Source organism: Pseudomonas sp. IT-P171 (assembly GCF_949767765.1).
Taxonomy (GTDB): Bacteria; Pseudomonadota; Gammaproteobacteria; order Pseudomonadales; family Pseudomonadaceae; genus Aquipseudomonas; species Aquipseudomonas fluorescens_B.
Genome location: NZ_CATKQN010000002.1, coordinates 105,225 through 122,314, shown reverse-complemented (window position 1 = coordinate 122,314; position 17,090 = coordinate 105,225). Strand labels below are relative to the sequence as shown.

Here is a 17,090-nt window from a genome sequence, read left to right as displayed (position 1 = left end):
GAATAAGAGTCCGGCCCATGCTGATAGACGAAGAGTTGACCCTGAAAAAACTCGAGGTGTTCCTCGCCTTCATGCGCTCCGGCAATCTGGCTCGCGCCGCCGCCGAGTTGCAAACCAGCAACGTCAGCGTGCATCGGGCGATCCATTCCCTGGAAAGCGCCCTGCGTTGTCCGCTGTTCAAACATGAAGGGCGCAACCTGACGCCGCTGGAAAGCGCTTATGTGCTGGAAGAGCGAGCGCAGAAGCTGATTCAGGACGTGGTCGAAACCGTGCGCCTGACCCGCGAAGCCGCTGGATTTTCCGCTGAACGCTTCAAGTTGGGCTCGCTGTATTCGCTGACGGTAAAGACCGTGCCGCAACTGATCATGGGTTTGAAAATCCGCCGCAGCGAACTCAACATCGACTTGATCCTCGGTTCGAATTTCGATCTGTTGTACAAACTCAAGAACATGGAAGTCGATGCGATCCTGGTGTCTTTGGACGACAGCGTGAACGACCCGGATTGCGAGCAGATTCCGTTGTTTTCCGATGACATCTTCCTGGCGACCCCGGCAGACTCGAAGTTTGCCCAACGCACCGAAGTGGATCTGGCCGAGGTCCGCGACGAGACGTTCATCACCCTGACCCAAGGCTTCGCCACGCACCAGGATGGCAATCGGGTGTTCAAGCAAGCGGGGTTCGAGCCGAAGGTGGCGATGCAGGTCAACGACATTTTCACCCTGCTGAGCATGGTCAGTTCCGGGGTGGGTTATGCGTTGCTGCCGGGGCGGATTGCGGCGGTGTATGAGAACCGTGTGAAGCTGATTCCGTTGCAGGAAAAGTATCGGTTGCAGCAGCACATCGGCGTAGTGTTTTTGAAAGCCAAGGAGCGCGATCCGAATCTGCTGGCGTTGTTGGCGGAGTGTCGGATGTATGCCAATCGCCAGATTTGAAACCGCGGCGCGGCCTTCGCGAGCAAGCCCGCCCCCACAGGAGAATGCATTCCAATGTGAGAGCAGGCTTGCTCGCGAAGGCGTCCGAAAATGTCAGCCCATCAACCCGCGCATGATCAGATACAACAGCGACGGCCCAAGTAAACAGCCTAGGGCGGTGTAGAACGCCGCCGTCAGGCAACCATACGGCACCAGTTTCGGATCCGTGGCGGCCAAACCGCCGGCCACACCGCTGGAGGTGCCCATCAATCCGCCGAAAATCACCGCACTGCGCGGGTTGTTCAGCCCGATCATCGGGGCCACGAACGGCGTCATCACCATCACCAGGATGGCTTTGATCAGCCCCGCCGCAATCGACAGCGCCATGACCTCGGAACTCGCACCAATCGCTGCCCCGGTCACCGGTCCGACGATGTACGTCACCGCGCCAGCACCGATGGTAGTCAAGCTCACCGCATCGGTGTAACCGAACGCCATCGCCACCGCGACACCGGCTATGAACGATGTTCCGACGCCGACGAACAACGCCAGCACACCGACAAAACCGGCACGCTTGAGCTCATCGACACTGACACCGAACGCCGTGGCGACAATCGCGAAATCACGCAACATGGCGCCGCCCAGCAGGCCGATGCCCGACAACAACGGAATGTCCACCACGCCTTTCTGGCCACCGGTCAGCGCGCCCCCGATATAAGACAACAACAACCCCAGCAGAATGGCGATGGCCGAGCCGTGCAGGCGACCTTTGGTGAATGTATTGGAAATCCAGTAGGACACCCACATGGTCACGCCGACAATCAGAAAGCCGCTGATCAGGCCGTAACCGGTAATTACCTTCATCATCGATTCGTACATGGCGATCACCCTACCGTCTTCGGAGGAATGACCGAGGCGGGTTCCTTGTTGCCGATGCGTACCAGCACCGGCACCAAGGCAAAGGCGATAACCACCGCTGCCGTCCCCGCCAGGATCGCCATCGGCCCACCCTTGAGTGCGCCATAGACGTTTTGTTGTGCCGCCATGGCGACGACGATCGGGATATAAATTGCGCTCCAGAACTCCACGCCCTGCTCTGTCTTGCCTTTGAACCAACCACTTTTATTCAGGTAACTGCCGAGGCCGATCAACAGCAGCATCGCAATACCTACACCGCCAACGTTGGCCGGTACACCAATCAGCTTGCCGAGCAGTTCACCGACAAAAATACCCACCAGGGTACAAAAGGCGAGAAACGCCACACCGTAAATAATCATTGTTGTTGTCCTCAAAGTGCATCGTCGAATGTTGTTTTTGTTGTTCGAAGGCTTGAGTCGATGGTCTAGGGTTGGCGGCTTCCCTCCTCACGCAACAGCGCCTGCAAGGTATCGAGGCGAGCACCGTCGAAGGCAATCACGGTGCCCTGCTCGAACACCCGGCGCGCCAGCCCGGTCAGCACCGCGCCGGGCGGCAGTTCAATCTGCAGACGTACGCCGCGCTCGTAGGCGCTTTGCACGGTGCCACGCCAATCGACGACGCGGCACATGTTAAAAGCGAGGTCATCGCGCAAGGCTTCGGCATTGATGATTGGCCGGGCGCGACTGCCACTGAGGTAACCCAGAGCCGGCGTTTTCAGCGACACCTTGGCGAATGCATCCGCCAGCGTTTTAGCGGGCGCATCCAACAGTGGGCAATGCGACGGCACACTGACGGCGAGTCGTTTGGCCAGGCCTGCACCGCGACCTTTTGCCAGCTCGGCGACGGCTTTCATCGCGCCGTCGCTGCCGGCAATCACCACCTGGTTATCGGCATTGATGTTGGCCAGGTAAACCGGCGTGTCGACGCTGTGAACCTGCGCCAGCAAGCCTTCCACTGTGGACAAATCGAGGCCGATGATCGCGGTCATGCCGTAGCCCTGTGGATAAGCCTGCTGCATCAGTTCACCGCGCAGGCTGACCAGATGCAACGCATCGCTGAAACCCAAGGCACCCGCCACCACAGCCGCCGGATAGGCGCCAATGGACAATCCCGCCACGTAATCCGGCGCCATGGATAACTGGCGCGACGCGGCGACACCCGCGATCAACAGGCAAAGCTGAACCGCCCGTGTCGACTTCAACGCTTCGGCAGAATCCAGCAGCAACGCCTCTTCACCGAGCACGTTACTCGCCTCGTTCACCGTTTCGCGAGGCAAACGATGGAGCATGCCCGGCTGCTGCGCGCCCTGGCCGGGGAACACCAGCAAACTGCTCACGCTGCTTGCTCCCACGGATCAATGACCAGGCAGGCCTCGCGGGCGTTTTTCAGCAAAACCCGACGGGCAGGACCGGCCCATTCGCGCAGGGCGACGGCGCCGAAAGGCGTTTGCAACTGCATGTCCACTTGGCACACAGCCGCGTCCAGAATCTTCACCAGCGCCTGCGCTTTCAATCGGTCGAGCGGTTGCGGCGTGCGCAGGATCAAGTCGAGATCGCTGCGCTCATGCAAGGCCTGAAAACCGCTGGCCAATTCAAACCCGGCGCTGCCGCTGACGCCCCACGCCCAACCATAATCATCCAGCAGTGGCCGCAGCTGAGTGAGGGCGTGGACTGCCGGCAAATCCCGGTCAATCGAGACATGACAAAGTGCTTCGGGTGTGACGCGACGCGAAATCGTATCGATCGACATCACTGTTGCAAAGCGCTGTTCACGTAACCGCCCACGCACCCCGACCGCGATGAAATCCGGCGCACTCAACGCACGCCGAACCACCACCGGCTGACCCGCGCTGATCGACTCGACCACCCACGCAGGCGCGTCCACCGGCAGCTGCTCTGGGGTCATGCCCCAGAGCAGGTCGTGGGCCAGAAAGGTATTCACCACTGCTCTCTCAGCAGTTGGCGAACGTTGCTCGAGGCCGCGCGATTGCTCGCACCCAAGCGGCCGCTCAAATCGCGACCGCTTGCGGCGACATCGCCAATCGCCAGGCCCAGGCACTCAGTCACACGCGCCAGATCGGCGGCCGTCGGCTGCTCGATCTGTTCAACCGACAAGGTTTCCCAAAGCAAACCCAGACTGGCGTAGCTGTCGATGTCATACGCCATCGGTGGCACGCTGGCAGCCAGCGCTTCCAGCTCTTCGACGCTGCGCAAGGTCACCCGCGCCGCCGAAGCCTTGCCCATCGCATGCACCATAACGCCTGGATCACGCAGCGCGATCAACCGATTGGCCTGATACCCATGGGCCAGGAATGCCCCGGACATTGCCTTGCCCACCAGCAAACCGATCACCGCGTGGCCAGCCAATCGGGCACGGGCATAACTGTCTGCCGCAGCGGCCAGTGCCTGATGAATGCCGAGTGCTTCTTCGCGCCGACCGTAGGCCTGACTCGGCACATCGATGATCGCGATCACGGCGCGCTTGTGCGGTTTATCAACGTCAGCCGTGATGACTTCATCCACCGCCCTGGCCAAACCCCAGCCTTCCAGCAAACCCACCTCGCCGTTGCGAGCGCGGACAAAGCGGTTGTCGGGATCCGCCACCACCGCAATGAACCGAACCGACTGATCACCCAACACACCGTCGGCCACCTTCAACGAAGCAGGCAAACCTTCGACTGGTGTCGCGCCCGCACTCAAGGCATTGAACCAGCTCAAACCTCTCAGGGAATACGAATTCATGAGCGCTCTCCTTGATACAGATCGCGAACCGTCGCCGGATCGATTTGCGGCGTGGCGTCCAGACGGGCCAGCCGTTGCAGGAACAGATCGGCCTGACGACTGCGTTGTTGCGCTGGCAGGCCTTGTTCAAGCAACTCACTGACCTGCTGCTGAATCTGCGCCACGTCGTCAGCCACAAAACGATCCGCCAGACCGCTGGCAAAACGTTGCTCGCCGCCGGTCAGGCTCCAGATGAAAGGACGGTCGCGGGAGTCGTACTCCTCAAGCCCCGCTTCCTGTTCGATCACTTGTGGACCGTTCAGGCCAAGACGCGCTTCCTGGGTCACCAGCAAATAGCTGCACAACCCGGCGGCAATCGACATCCCGCCAAAGCAGCCCACGCTGCCGGCCACGACGCCGACAACGGGTTGGTACTGGCGTAAATCGACGATCGCCGCATGAATATCGGCAATCGCCGCCAGCCCGAGGTTGGCTTCCTGCAACCGCACGCCGCCCGTTTCCAGCAACAACACGGCGCGGGTCGGAATCCCGTTGCGGTTGTCTTCGGCAGCCAGTTCCAGCGCGCCGGCAATCTTCGCCCCGCCGACTTCGCCGAGGCTGCCGCCCTGAAACGCGCCTTCGATCGCCGCGATAACCACCGGCATACCGCCGATGCTGCCCTTGGCAATCACCACGCCGTCATCGGCTTGCGGCACCACGCCCTGACGCGACAACCACGGCGACATGATCCGTTGGAACGGGTCGAGCAATTCGCGGAAGGTGCCGGCATCGAGCAAGGCTTTCGCCCGTTGCCGCGCACCGAGTTCGACGAAACTGTGTTTATGCAGGAGGTCTGCGCTGTCAGTCATGGCCGATCTCCTCAAAGCCTTGTTCCAGACGCAAGCGCACCACGCCGGGGGTTGCGCCGAAGTCGTGGATATCGATGGCCATCGCTGGCGGGACCTGGCCGTCGAACATCCGCGCAAACAGATGCTGCCAGCGTTGTTCGGCGCCATTGACCGAGGTCTGCACCTTGATGGTCAGCTTGCCGGCCTGACCCGGTTCGATCAGCACTTCCAGATCGCCAGAGCCGACACAACCCACCAGGGTGCGGCCACGTGGCGGCTGCCCGGCGGGGAATTCAAAGGATAAGGTTTCCATCAGAAAGCTCCGGACTCGATGCGATCGATAAACAGGCAGGCGGCGAGTAAATCCGCTGCACCGCCGGGCGACGCATTCAATGCGATTAATTGTTCGTCCAGTTCGTGCAGACGGCGACGACCGGCGAGGCTGGCGCTGCCGCCGGCATCGAGTACCGCCTGGGCGCCGAGTTGCATGGTGTGCAGGCCGTGTTCGCCGGCGCGGTAGAGCACGCAGGTGTCGCTCAGTTGAGTCATGATCGCCAGCAACGCATCGAGCCGGGCGTTCTGTTCACCATGGCCGGCGGCGCGGCTGATTTTGAGTTGCGGCAGTGCGCGTTGCAGCACTGAAGGAAAGCCCAGTTGCGCCTCTTCACGGGCACCGCGCGCGCCGTAACGTCGGGCGACTTGGGCACCGTGGCTCAGAGGCCTTGGAGCGTAACGATCGTCGAACAGCGCGAGGCGAGCGGCGCGCAACGTGACCGAGCCTGGGCCCCTGGACTCAGGTTCAAGCGCCGCCGCCGCGGCCAGCAATCCCAACGCCCAAATCGCGCCACGGTGGGTATTCACCCCATTGGTGGTGGCGAGCATCGTTTGCTCCCCTTCCCGGCCAACTCGGCCGAGGGCCTCACGCAGCGGCAAACCCACTTCGCCAATTTCGATAGCCGCTTGCGCCATTTCCTTGAACGCTGGCCACAACGACAACGCCGAAGCGTGCATCAGCCCAAGGTGCAAATCGGTATGCGCGCCGTTGCCACGACGATCGACCAGCGCCGGTTTCGGCGACAAATCCGCTTCGTCGATCAGCGCATCCACCGCCAGGTCCGCCAGCCGCTCGGCCAGGGTTAAGGTTTTCGGTTGCAGGTTGAAGGCGTGCATTACCAGCTCCTGAATTTGGCGGGCGGGTTGTAGAGGCCACCGGACCACTCGACCAGATCCGCCACGCTTTTGGCGGCGAGCAATTCGCGGGTGGCGTCGGTGCGACGGATGCCGAGGTCTTCGGGCAAGGCGATCAAGCCTTCACGGCGCATGCGGGCGGTGTCTTTCGGGTTGTGACGCAAGCCGATCACGGTCACGCCAGCGACAGCGGCGATCATCGCCTGACGCTCTTCCAGCGAACGCGCCTTGTACAGATAGGCGATGCCCTCTTCGGTCAGCAGGTGAGTGACGTCGTCGCCGTAGATCATGATCGGCGCCAGCGGCATGCCGCTTTTCTTCGCCACTTCAATCGCATCGAGGGTTTCGACGAAGGTCGGTTTGCCACCTTCCTGGAAGGTCTCGACCATTTGCACCACGAGTTTTTTGCCGCGTTCGAGCAAGGGCTCCGGCGCGTCACCGTGGCGCATGTCGAGCCAGGCCGGAGTGCCATGTCGGCGACCGCGCGGGTCGTGGCCCATGTTTGGCGCACCACCGAAACCGGCGAGGCGACCACGAGTCACGGTGGAAGAATGGCCGTCGCCATCGACTTGCAGAGTCGCACCGATGAACAGGTCGACCGCGTATTGCCCGGCCAGTTGGCTGAACATTCGGTTGGATCGCAGCGAGCCGTCGCGACCGGTGAAGAACACGTCCGGCCGCGCGGCGATGTAGTTTTCCATGCCCAGTTCGGTGCCGAAACAATGCACGCTTTCGACCCAGCCGCTTTCGATGGCAGGAATCAGGGTTGGATGCGGATTGAGCGTCCAGTTGCGGCAGATCTTGCCTTTGAGGCCGAGGGATTCGCCGTAGGTCGGCAGGATCAATTCGATGGCGGCGGTGTTGAAGCCGATGCCGTGGTTCAGCGACTGGACGTTGTGTTTTTCGTAGATCCCGCGGATCGCCATCATCGCCATCAGCACGTGCACAGGCTTGATATGCCGGGGGTCGCGGGTGAACAGCGGTTCGATGTAGAACGGCTTGTCGGCCACCACCACGAAATCGACCCAGGAGGCGGGGATGTCGACGCGTGGCAAGTCAGTAACGTCGTCCACCAACTGATTGACCTGAACGATGACGATGCCGTCGCTGAACGCCGCCGGCTCGATCAGCGCCGGCGTGTCTTCGGTGCTGGGGCCGGTGTAGATGTTGCCGGCGCGGTCGGCCATGAAACCGGCGGAGAGCACGACGTTGGGAATCAGGTCCACCACCAACCGTGCGTAGAGCTCGATGTAGGTGTGGATCGCGCCGATTTCCAGCAGGCCGTCTTCCAGCAACTGGCTGATGCGCAGACTCTGGGTGCCGGCAAAGGAAAAGTCGAGCTTGCGGGCGATGCCGCGTTCAAACAGGTCCAGGTGTTCGGAGCGTCCGACGCTGGGCATGATCATGTGCAGGTCATGCAGCTTTGTCGGATCGGCTTTTGCCAGTGAGCGCGAAAGGAAATCCGCCTGCTTCTGGTTGTTGCCCTCCAGCACCACACGGTCGCCAGGCAGGATCAACGCTTCGAGCGCCGCCACGATGTTGTCGGTGGGCAGGACCACACCGTCGGCCAGGCCCTTGACCAACTCGAGGCGCCGCTGCTTTTCGCTGCGCCGCCGCGTCCATCGCGAGTCGGGGGATATTGTTGTTGTCATGACCACTCCACGGGTTCGCTGTCGTGGGGGTCACCTTAGGAGTGTTGGGTGGGGGGCATCAATCAAGCAGAGAGACGGATCGTTACGGTCACCGTAACGAACACTCCCCTTGTGGCGAGGGAGCTTGCTCCCGCTCGGCTGCGAAGCAGTCGTAAAACATTGCACGCGGTATACCTGATTTACCTCGGTCGCAGGTCTTGGGGCCGCTTCGCGCCCCAGCGGGAGCAAGCTCCCTCGCCACAGGGGCCGATCAGGCGAGCCCGGCACTCACAAGCAACTCCTCCAGCGCCAGCAAGTCCGGCACCTTGGCCACTTGATCACCCACTTGCACTGCCGCCTGCTCCAGCGCACACAGCGGCACATCCACATAGCTCAATTGGCTATCGAGCTTGTAAGACCGCGGAATCCCCTGCACCAGCAACGCCATGAATTTCAGCTCCGGCCGCCCCCCCAGCGCATTGAGAATCACAATTCGCGCCCGTTCGCCGATGACGATTTTCTGCCCGCAGGCCGACTCGAAACTCAGCAACGGAATCTGCCGGTCCCGCCACGTTACCCGCCCCAGATACCACGGCGGCGAATCGAGATCGAACGCTCCCGCTTGATAGTCGATCAGCTCTGCAATCGCCACGTTGGGCAAAATCAGATTGCGGTCAGCCAGGGGCAGCAGCAGCCCGGTGAGGTTGCTGGTGCGGTGTTCAAGCATGGGTTTTGCTCCACAGCGCGATGCTTTCGAGCAGCACCGATTCCTGGTACGGCTTGCCGAGGTAGTCGTTGACGCCGATGGCCATGGCGCGGTCGCGGTGTTTCTGGCCGGTGCGCGAGGTGATCATGATGATCGGCAAGTGCTGCAAACGTTCGTCCGCACGCACTTGGGTCGCCACTTCGAAACCGTCCATGCGCGGCATTTCAATGTCCAGCAGCATCAGGTCCGGCATGTGTTCTTCGAGCAGCAACATGGCATCGACGCCATCCTTGGCCGTCAGTACGTTCATGCCGTGGCGTTCGAGCAAACGGCTGGTGACCTTGCGCACGGTGACTGAGTCGTCGACCACCAACACCAGCAACGGCTTGTGCGGCTCGGATTCTGCGTCCTGCCTCAGCGGTTGTTGCGGCACCCGCGCCTGCATCGCGCGGATCGGCGCCAGCAGATCGAGAATCAGCACCACCCGGCCATCGCCGAGGATCGTCGCCCCGGACAACCCCTGCACCGCCGCAAACTGCGGGCCGAGGCTTTTCACCACGATTTCCCGGGTACCGGCCATGGCATCGACCTGCACCGCGATGTGCCGTTCGTTGCATTGCACCAGCAACACCGGCAACGGCAGGCTTTGGCCCAGCAGTTTCGGGCGGGTGCTGGTTTTCAGCAGTTCGCCGAGGTAGCACAGTTCATAGTGCTGCCCGGCGTATTTGTAGGTCGGCGGATCGAGCCGGTAATGCCCTTCGAGTTCGTTGGGCAGCACCCGCACGATACCGTCGATGGTGTTCAGCGGGATCGCATATTGGTCCTCACCGCACTGCACCATCAGCGCCCGGTTGACCGACACGGTGAACGGCAGCCGAATGCGGAAATGCACGCCCTGCCCCGGCACAGAGTCGATGCTCATGCTGCCGCCCAGCTGTCGCACCTCTTCGTGGACCACGTCCATGCCCACACCACGCCCGGAAATCTGGGTGATTTTTTCCGCCGTGGAGAACCCCGGTTGCAGGATGAATTGCAGCACGTCGCGGTCGCTGATATCGCTGTCCGGGGCCAGCAAACCGCGCTTGATTGCCTTGCGCCGTACCGCGTCCAATGGCACACCGGCGCCGTCGTCGCGGATGTCGAAAATGATGTCGCCGCCTTCGCGCGACAGGTCGAGGGTGATCCGCCCTTGCGCCGGTTTACCGGCCGCGATGCGCACCTCCGCGGATTCCAGGCCATGGTCGACGGCGTTGCGCAGCATGTGTTCCAGCGGCGCGGCCATGCGTTCGAGGACGTTGCGATCCATCTCGCCTTCGGCGTTGCCGACGATGAATTCCACGTCCTTGCCCAGTTCGCTGGAAACCTGGCGAACGATGCGTTTCAAACGCGGCAACATCCGCTCGAACGGCACCATGCGCGTACGCATCAGGCCTTCCTGCAATTCGGTGTTGATGCGGCCCTGCTGTTGCAGCAGGTTCTCCGCGTCCTGGTTGCGCCGGTCGAGGGTTTCCTTGAGGTCGAGCAAGTCAGAAGCGGACTCGAACAGCGCCCGCGACAGTTGCTGCAACTGCGAGTGACGATCCATCTCCAGCGGGTCGAATTCTTCGTAATCCGAACGCTCGGCGTCGACTTGCTGACGGCTGAGAATCCGCCCCTGGGTTTCGGTATCGAGCCGGCGCAGTTGATCACGCATGCGCTCGATGGTGGTTTCCATCTCGTTCAACGCCACGCGCGCATCGTTGACCTGTTGTTCGATGCGGCCACGGAAGATCGAGGTTTCCCCGGCCAGGTTGACCAGGTCGTCGAGCAATTCTGCCGAGACCTTGACCATGTCGGCACCGGCATCGACTTGTGGCGCAAGTGGCTCGACCTTGGGTGCAACCGTTGCGGCAACCGGTGCTTCCGGCACCTCCGGATGGCTGAAATTGCGGATCGCATCGATCAGTCGATCAGCGGGCGGCAACGGTTGACCGGCGCGGGTGGCGTCGAGCATCTGCGCCAGTCGGTCATGGCTGCTTTGCAACAACCCGAACAGCGCTGCCGTCGGTTTCAGCGTACCGGCGGACAAACCTTCGTAGAGAAATTCCAGTTCATGGGCGAGGTCGCCGATCGGGCCGATTTCCACCATCCGTGCACCGCCCTTGAGGGTGTGCAGGTCGCGCAGCAGGGTTTCCATTTCCTGGCGATTGGAAGGTTCTGCCTGCCAGCGCACCAACGCCGCGCCGGAGTTTTCGATGATGTCGAAACCTTCCTCGAGAAAGATTTCCAACAGTTCAGGATCATGCCCTGGCGAATCCTCGGCTCGCGCAGCCTCGACGGTTTCAGGCGCGTTGGCGTTGCCTTGGCGGAACTCGCGGATGGCGTCGATCAGCTCGCCCGGATCACCCAGCGGTTTCTGGTGCTGTAATTGCTCAAGCAACTGAGCCAGCCGCTCATGGCTTTGTTGCAGCAGGTGCGCCAACGCCTCGCTGTGGCTGTAACGGCGATCGACAAGGCCTTCGTAAAGGTTTTCCAACTCATGGGCGAGGTCACCGACCGGTTCGACCTCGGCCATCCGCGCGCCCCCCTTGAGCGTGTGCATATCCCGCTGCAAGGACAACAGCGGCGCGGCGTTTTCCGGGTCGTTCAGCCAGCGCTGCAGGGCCTGGCCGGCGCTTTCGAGGATGTCCACCGCCTCTTCGAGGAAGATCGAAACAATCTCATCGTCTAGCTCATGATCCTTTGTGGGAGCGAGCCTGCTCGCGATGGATTCATAGGCGCCGCGTTTATCCTGCAATAATGCGTCATCGTTGACGTCCATCGCGAGCAGGCTCGCTCCCACAGGGGGTACTGTGTTTTCAAGTTCGGCGGTAACGCTGCCCAGTTCGCGAATGCTCAGGGTGCGGCTGCCGTCACTGCGAATCAGGCCCATGGCCGACGGGTCGAGGCTCTCGTCGAGCAAACCGCGCAAGGCGCGGATGCGCTCCGGTTGCGGGCTGACTTCCTGGCCGGCTGCCAGTTCGTCGAGCATGTTGATCAGCGCTTCGTGAGCACTTTGCGCCTCGTGGAAAAACCGGTCGCTGACCGCCAGGCTGCTTTCTTCCACGGCACCGTAGAGATCCAGCAAGGCTTCGCACAACTCATCCACCGGATGCAGATCCGCCAGGTGTGCCCCTTCGCCAAGGGTGGTCAATTCATCCAGCAGTGCACTGAGTTCCTGACGTTCGCCGGGGTGTTGCTGCCAGCGCTGCAACAGGCTTTCGGCATCCAGCAGGATGTCCATGCCCTGGGCCAGGAAGTTGTTGATCAACTGCGGATCGCGCTTGGTTCGAAGCGCCGTGCTCGGCGTGCTCAACAGCGCTTCCAGACGCTCGGCCAGCAGCGTCTGGGTTCTCTCGATCAATGAACGGGCACCGGGAATCTCGGCCAGCGGATCGACCTTGAGCTGACGCAGCCCGAGGCGGAACACGCCTTCGGCTTCCAGCAGCAGTTCGACTTCGTCGAGGTCCAGGGCGATGAGGTGCGCCTTGTACTCGCGGGCCAGGTGATCCAGCGGTGTCGCCAGCTCGGCGATCGGCAGGACGCCGGCCATCGAGGCGCTGCCCTTGAGGGTGTGCAGCGCTCGCTGCAATTCGTCGCTGGCCTGCAACGGCACGTGTTCGGCGGCCTGTTCGAGGAAGCGATTGAGGGTGGCCAGATGGGTTTCGGCCTCGTTGCGGAAGATCTCCAGCAACAGCGGATCGAGGGCCGCGACGTCCTGCACGTCTTCATCGGACAAAGGCTCGTCACCCTTGGCGAGGGCATGTGCGCGGGCGGCCAATTGGTCGACATCGTTGCGCTGACGCTGGGCATTGTCGGCAAATTCGGCCACCAGTTCCGGCAGCAGGTTCAACACGTCGCCGAGCAGTTGTTGCACGGCCTGGCCCGGCTCAACGCTGTGCTCCAGCACACGGTTGAGCAGGTTTTCCACAGCCCACGCCAATTCACCCAGGACCAAGGCGCGAACCATCCGGCCACTGCCCTTGAGCGTGTGGAAGGCTCGGCGCAACTCGCTCAAGGCTGCTGTGTTGTCGGGATAGGCCAACCAGCGCGGCAGGTATTCGCGAAGGATGTCCAGGACTTCATCGGTTTCTTCAAGGAAGACTTCGCGCAACTCGTCGTCCACCGGCGCTTCGCCCACCGGCGGCGGCAACAGGCTGCCAGGGGTGTTCAGCGCGGGCGGGTTCACCGCAGAGACCGGGTTGGCCAGCACATCGGCCAGGGTCTGGACGACTTCCGGATCATCCAGTTCCTGCAAGTCCTGCATGACCTGCGCTTCGCTCGGGCTGAGCACGTCTTCAAGCACCGGTACATGCTGCTCGCTGGGGAAGACACCCAGTGACGCGAGGCTTTTTTCCGCGACGTCGAGCAACTGTTCGCCGGCCGCTTCGGGATCGTCGCTGAGGCGCTCAAGGTAATACTCGAGGCTGGTGATGACGTCGGCCAGGCTGTCCAGTTCCTGCCAGTCAGGCTGGCCCTGTTCCAGCAGCAAATGCTCACGGATGAAATGATTGCAGGCGTCGATCAGGCTCGCGGCCCGGCTCAGCGGAATCATCGCCAGCGCACCGCGCACCTGGGTCAGCAAGTCCGGCAACGGTAGCAAATGCTGGCGGTCCCAATCGGCGTCGATGTAATCGACAATCATATCCTTGGCCTGCTGCAGGCAGATGCGCGCTTCCTTGATTACGATCTGGTGGATCTGCGTCAGGTCGGTGGTCGGCAGACGGCTGTCTTCCTGGCTACTTTCCGGCTCCACGGTGCCGACCATGCCGGCCAGCGTCGCCTCGACGTAGAGCAAGGCCCCGGCGACGTCCATGAGGATCGCGTCGTTGGGTTCGCGTTGGCCTTGAGCAAGGCTCAGCACCACCGCCAGTTGATCGATGATGACCTTGCGCGGCTGGCCGAAACCGAGCACCGCCAAGGTGTCCGCGATCTGTCGCAGCGGTGCGAGCAGGCTTTCGAGGTCCGAGGTGTGCTGACGGTCGCTGCGCACGAACAGGTCCAGGCGCTCCTTGACCCGAACCAGTTCTTCACACAGCGCCGCCAGTACCGAGCGCATGGCATCGCGGTCAGGACCCGCCAGCCGCGCCCGTTCTTCGTCGACCATCGCGCTGTCAGGCAACGCGTCGTCCAATCCGTAGCGATCTTTCATGGTCAGCATCTGCCCGGTGGGGTGTTCGGCCTTGGCAATGTAGAACAGCAAACTCTTGAGCAACTCCGGCGGTGCCGGCTGATTGATCGCGGACATGCCCTGCTCGAGCAGGCGCTTGAGCTCTTTGTCGGCGTCCTTGAACAGGCTGCGCAGGGCCGGGCTGTTGGCGATCGAACCGCCGCGCATGCCTTCGACCAGCGCCGAAGCGACTTGCCACAACGGGCTGAGGGGCGCGTTGCCACACAACCCCTCGAGGCGTGAAAACACCTTGGCCAGGTAACCGAGGTGGGTGTCGTCATCCTGCTCGCGCAGCAACCCGACCAGGGCCATCTGCAACATCTGGCGCAATTTGCGCAACACGTTTGGCAGGTCCGCCGGTTCCAGCCGCGCCAGTGATTGTTCATTCAGCGGTGGCAGCTCCGGCAACTGCGGAGTGAACAGGCTGGTTTCCGACAACAGGCTTTCGCCGCGGGCGCTGCGCAGATCGTTGATCAGTGGCAGCACCACCAGCGGCAGGTCGCGGCGCGCGCCTTGTACGCGGTCGAGATAGATCGGCAACTGACCGATTGCTTGCAGCAACAGGTGAATGGCCTCGTCGCGATGGCTGACGCGGTTCTGTTGCAAGGCAGCGGCCAGTTGCTCCATTTCTTCGGCGAGCAGTGCCGCGCCGTAAAACTCTACCATCTGCAAACTGCCGTGAACCTGATGGATACACGCCAGACATTCACTGAGGGCGTGCGTCGCCTGAGGGTCATCAAGCAACGTTTCAATCGCCTGGTGAGCCACTTTCAGCGTTTCGGCAATCTCGCCTTTGACCCACTCCAGGGCCACATAGTCGTGCCGATCACCCATAACTGCTCCGTTCATCGTTCGAACGCCCGTGGGCACTTCACACTTTATCCACAGTTTGCGCCTTGGCGGCCGGCAAGGTGAAACCCGACACCGAGCGCCGCAGCTGGCTGGCCATTTTCGCCAGGTTGCCGATGCTTTCGGCCGTGGCCGTGGAGCCGGACGACGTTTGCGTGGTGATCTGCTGGATCACGTTCATCGTCAGGGAAATCTGTCCGGCCGAAGACGTCTGTTGCTGGGCGGCGTTGGAGATGCTCTGGATCAGCGCCGCGAGGGTTTTCGATACGCCTTCGATTTCTTCCAGGGCCACACCGGCATCCTGCGCCAGACGCGCGCCACGCACGACCTCGGTGGTGGTCTGCTCCATGGAAATGACCGCTTCGTTGGTGTCGGCCTGGATCGCCCGCACCAGGGTTTCGATCTGCCGGGTCGCGGCGGACGAGCGTTCGGCCAGCCGTTGCACTTCGTCGGCAACCACCGCAAAACCGCGCCCGGCGTCACCGGCCATGGAGGCCTGGATGGCCGCGTTGAGCGCGAGGATGTTGGTCTGGTCGGCAATGTCATCAATCAGGCTGACAATGTCGCCGATTTCCTGCGAAGACTCGCCCAGGCGTTTGATGCGTTTGGCGGTGTCCTGAATCTGCTCGCGGATGTTGTCCATGCCGTGGATGGTGTTGTGCACCACTTCATTGCCCTTGTTGGCAATTTCCACGGAGCGCTCGGCAACTGCCGAAGATTCGGCGGCGTTGGCCGAGACCTGGTCGATGGACTGCGCCATGTCGTTGATCGCGGTGGAGGCTTCGCTGATCTGTTGCGCCTGATGTTCCGAGGCCTGTGCCAGGTGCATGGCGGTGGCTTGGGTTTCCTGCACGGCGGCGGCGACCTGGCCGGCGGTGAGGTTGATGGTTGCCACCAGATCCCGTAGCTGATCCACGGAATAGTTGATCGAATCGGCGATGGTCCCGGTGAAGTCCTCGGTCACCGATGCCGTCACGGTCAGGTCACCGTCGGCCAGGTCTTCGATCTCGTCCAGCAGCCGCATGATTGCGTTCTGGTTGCGTTCGTTCTTCTCGGCGGTTTCCCGTAGCTGACGGTTGGTTTCGCGAACCATTACCAGACCGATGAGGATGATCGACATCAGCGCCAGCAGGCCCAGCACGTAGCCACCGATTTCGTCGGTGTTACGCCCGCCGGCGAGGTTTTCGAAACCGCTGGCCAGGTGTGAAGCTTCGTCTAGCAGGGTTTGTGACAAGGAAAAAATGTTGGTGGCCGATTCGCGAACCTTGAACAGTTCTGGCGATGTTTCGAGGATTTCATCCACCGAACCGGAGACGAATTCGAACAACTCGGAAATCTCGACCAGTCGGGCACGGGCATCTCGGTCTTCGACCTGGCTGACCTTCAATGCCGGATTGCCCTGAAGCATGCCCGTGAGCACCTGGCCGAAACGCGCGGCGTCGCGACCGAAAGCGTCGGCGGCCTGTTGCGAACTTTCATCGCCAGACAGCACGGTGTTGACTGCGCCGAGAATCCGCTCGGCCAACAGTGACTGACGCTGGGCCATCGCGACCTGAGCGGCCGGCGCACCCCGTTGCAGAAGGATTTCGACGACTTTTTCGTACTCGACCTGCAATTGCGGCACGGTTTCAGCGAGGGTGGCGGCGACTTGATGCAGCGACAGCACCGTCTGTTCGCTGGACAGGATGGCGTCGGTGTTTTTCAGCAGACGCTCCCAGTCCAGTTGCACGGCGCGCATTTCCGGGCGCACGGTGGACGGCGCTGGCGGCAGGCCGGTAGACGGGTCGCCTTTCTTCAGATAACCCCAGCGCTGGGCGAAATCGTTGCGCGCATCGCTGAGCAACTTGAACGCGGCAGCCTTGCCGGCTGCGGCTTCCGTGGCGTTCTTGGCAATACGCTGGGACAGCACGCGCAGCTCGCCGGCGTGGCCGATGTACTGTTTATCGTACGTGGCTTGAGTGTTGAGGTAAGCGAAGTTGGCGAACAGCAGCATGATGAAAACAATCAACGCGATGAACAGCGCGATGATCTGCGATCGGCTGCGCGACCCTTCTGGCTTGCCTGTTTTTGCTTTTATCATCGGTCCTCGCCTGTTATCGCACCGTTAGAACCCACCATAAATCCCCTGTGG

Annotated in this window: 13 protein-coding genes; 1 reads left to right on the top strand and 12 read right to left on the bottom strand. The window is 61.8% G+C overall.

The features are described 5' to 3' along the window. The first annotated feature begins 17 nt into the window (after positions 1–17). Entirely contained in the window at positions 18–932 is a 915-nt protein-coding gene (locus tag ACM6I5_RS01730; RefSeq protein ID WP_414883069.1) for a LysR substrate-binding domain-containing protein, read from the top strand. A gap of 93 nt (positions 933–1,025) precedes the next feature. Here the strand turns inward: ACM6I5_RS01730 and madM are convergent, their stop codons facing one another. The 12 genes from madM to ACM6I5_RS01670 all read right to left on the bottom strand — a co-directional run bounded on the left by madM (position 1,026) and on the right by ACM6I5_RS01670 (position 17,039). Then, the gene (gene madM / locus ACM6I5_RS01725) at positions 1,026–1,790 is read right to left on the bottom strand and encodes a malonate transporter subunit MadM (protein WP_084322497.1); all 765 of its coding nucleotides are present in this window, start codon (positions 1,788–1,790) and stop codon (positions 1,026–1,028) included. A 5-nt stretch (positions 1,791–1,795) separates the two neighbouring features. Further along, positions 1,796–2,188 (bottom strand): malonate transporter subunit MadL, encoded by a 393-nt coding sequence (madL, locus tag ACM6I5_RS01720; protein WP_010466888.1) that lies wholly within the window; start codon positions 2,186–2,188, stop codon positions 1,796–1,798. Positions 2,189–2,253: 65 nt separating this feature from the next. After that, entirely contained in the window at positions 2,254–3,165 is a 912-nt protein-coding gene (gene mdcH, locus ACM6I5_RS01715; RefSeq protein ID WP_414883068.1) for a malonate decarboxylase subunit epsilon, read from the bottom strand. Beyond that, on the bottom strand, positions 3,162–3,773 hold the full coding sequence (locus ACM6I5_RS01710; protein ID WP_414880167.1) for a malonate decarboxylase holo-ACP synthase: 612 nt from the start codon (positions 3,771–3,773) through the stop codon (positions 3,162–3,164). The genes mdcH and ACM6I5_RS01710 overlap by 4 nt, the downstream gene beginning before the upstream one ends. Further along, the gene (gene mdcE / locus ACM6I5_RS01705) at positions 3,767–4,570 is read right to left on the bottom strand and encodes a biotin-independent malonate decarboxylase subunit gamma (protein ID WP_017341256.1); all 804 of its coding nucleotides are present in this window, start codon (positions 4,568–4,570) and stop codon (positions 3,767–3,769) included. The genes ACM6I5_RS01710 and mdcE overlap by 7 nt, the downstream gene beginning before the upstream one ends. Beyond that, positions 4,567–5,418: a biotin-independent malonate decarboxylase subunit beta gene (locus tag ACM6I5_RS01700; protein WP_017341257.1), complete on the bottom strand. Its 852-nt coding sequence runs from the start codon at positions 5,416–5,418 to the stop codon at positions 4,567–4,569. Before ACM6I5_RS01700 ends, mdcE begins: the two co-directional genes overlap by 4 nt. Continuing rightward, complete coding sequence (locus ACM6I5_RS01695) at positions 5,411–5,710, bottom strand: malonate decarboxylase subunit delta (RefSeq protein ID WP_017341258.1); 300 nt, start codon at positions 5,708–5,710, stop codon at positions 5,411–5,413. The genes ACM6I5_RS01700 and ACM6I5_RS01695 overlap by 8 nt, the downstream gene beginning before the upstream one ends. Further along, positions 5,710–6,567 carry a triphosphoribosyl-dephospho-CoA synthase gene (locus tag ACM6I5_RS01690; RefSeq protein WP_414883067.1) on the bottom strand — a complete coding sequence of 286 codons (858 nt, stop codon included), beginning with the start codon at positions 6,565–6,567 and terminating at the stop codon, positions 5,710–5,712. Before ACM6I5_RS01690 ends, ACM6I5_RS01695 begins: the two co-directional genes overlap by 1 nt. After that, positions 6,567–8,237 carry a malonate decarboxylase subunit alpha gene (mdcA, locus tag ACM6I5_RS01685; RefSeq protein WP_017341260.1) on the bottom strand — a complete coding sequence of 557 codons (1,671 nt, stop codon included), beginning with the start codon at positions 8,235–8,237 and terminating at the stop codon, positions 6,567–6,569. Before mdcA ends, ACM6I5_RS01690 begins: the two co-directional genes overlap by 1 nt. Positions 8,238–8,487: 250 nt before the next feature. Then, entirely contained in the window at positions 8,488–8,943 is a 456-nt protein-coding gene (locus ACM6I5_RS01680) for a chemotaxis protein CheW (protein ID WP_017341261.1), read from the bottom strand. Then, positions 8,936–14,944: an Hpt domain-containing protein gene (locus ACM6I5_RS01675; RefSeq protein WP_414883065.1), complete on the bottom strand. Its 6,009-nt coding sequence runs from the start codon at positions 14,942–14,944 to the stop codon at positions 8,936–8,938. Before ACM6I5_RS01675 ends, ACM6I5_RS01680 begins: the two co-directional genes overlap by 8 nt. A 37-nt stretch (positions 14,945–14,981) precedes the next feature. Next, entirely contained in the window at positions 14,982–17,039 is a 2,058-nt protein-coding gene (locus tag ACM6I5_RS01670) for a methyl-accepting chemotaxis protein (protein WP_017341263.1), read from the bottom strand. Positions 17,040–17,090 lie beyond the last annotated feature (51 nt).

Excerpts from the sequence above, each read along its gene's own strand:
- ACM6I5_RS01730 (WP_414883069.1), top strand. The coding sequence starts at position 18 with ATGCTGATAGACGAAGAGTTGACCCTGAAAAAACTCGAGGTGTTCCTC.
- madM (WP_084322497.1), bottom strand. The coding sequence starts at position 1,790 with ATGTACGAATCGATGATGAAGGTAATTACCGGTTACGGCCTGATCAGC.
- madL (WP_010466888.1), bottom strand. The coding sequence starts at position 2,188 with ATGATTATTTACGGTGTGGCGTTTCTCGCCTTTTGTACCCTGGTGGGT.
- mdcE (WP_017341256.1), bottom strand. The coding sequence starts at position 4,570 with ATGAATTCGTATTCCCTGAGAGGTTTGAGCTGGTTCAATGCCTTGAGT.
- ACM6I5_RS01700 (WP_017341257.1), bottom strand. The coding sequence starts at position 5,418 with ATGACTGACAGCGCAGACCTCCTGCATAAACACAGTTTCGTCGAACTC.
- ACM6I5_RS01695 (WP_017341258.1), bottom strand. The coding sequence starts at position 5,710 with ATGGAAACCTTATCCTTTGAATTCCCCGCCGGGCAGCCGCCACGTGGC.
- ACM6I5_RS01690 (WP_414883067.1), bottom strand. The coding sequence starts at position 6,567 with ATGCACGCCTTCAACCTGCAACCGAAAACCTTAACCCTGGCCGAGCGG.
- mdcA (WP_017341260.1), bottom strand. The coding sequence starts at position 8,237 with ATGACAACAACAATATCCCCCGACTCGCGATGGACGCGGCGGCGCAGC.
- ACM6I5_RS01680 (WP_017341261.1), bottom strand. The coding sequence starts at position 8,943 with ATGCTTGAACACCGCACCAGCAACCTCACCGGGCTGCTGCTGCCCCTG.
- ACM6I5_RS01675 (WP_414883065.1), bottom strand. The coding sequence starts at position 14,944 with ATGGGTGATCGGCACGACTATGTGGCCCTGGAGTGGGTCAAAGGCGAG.
- ACM6I5_RS01670 (WP_017341263.1), bottom strand. The coding sequence starts at position 17,039 with ATGATAAAAGCAAAAACAGGCAAGCCAGAAGGGTCGCGCAGCCGATCG.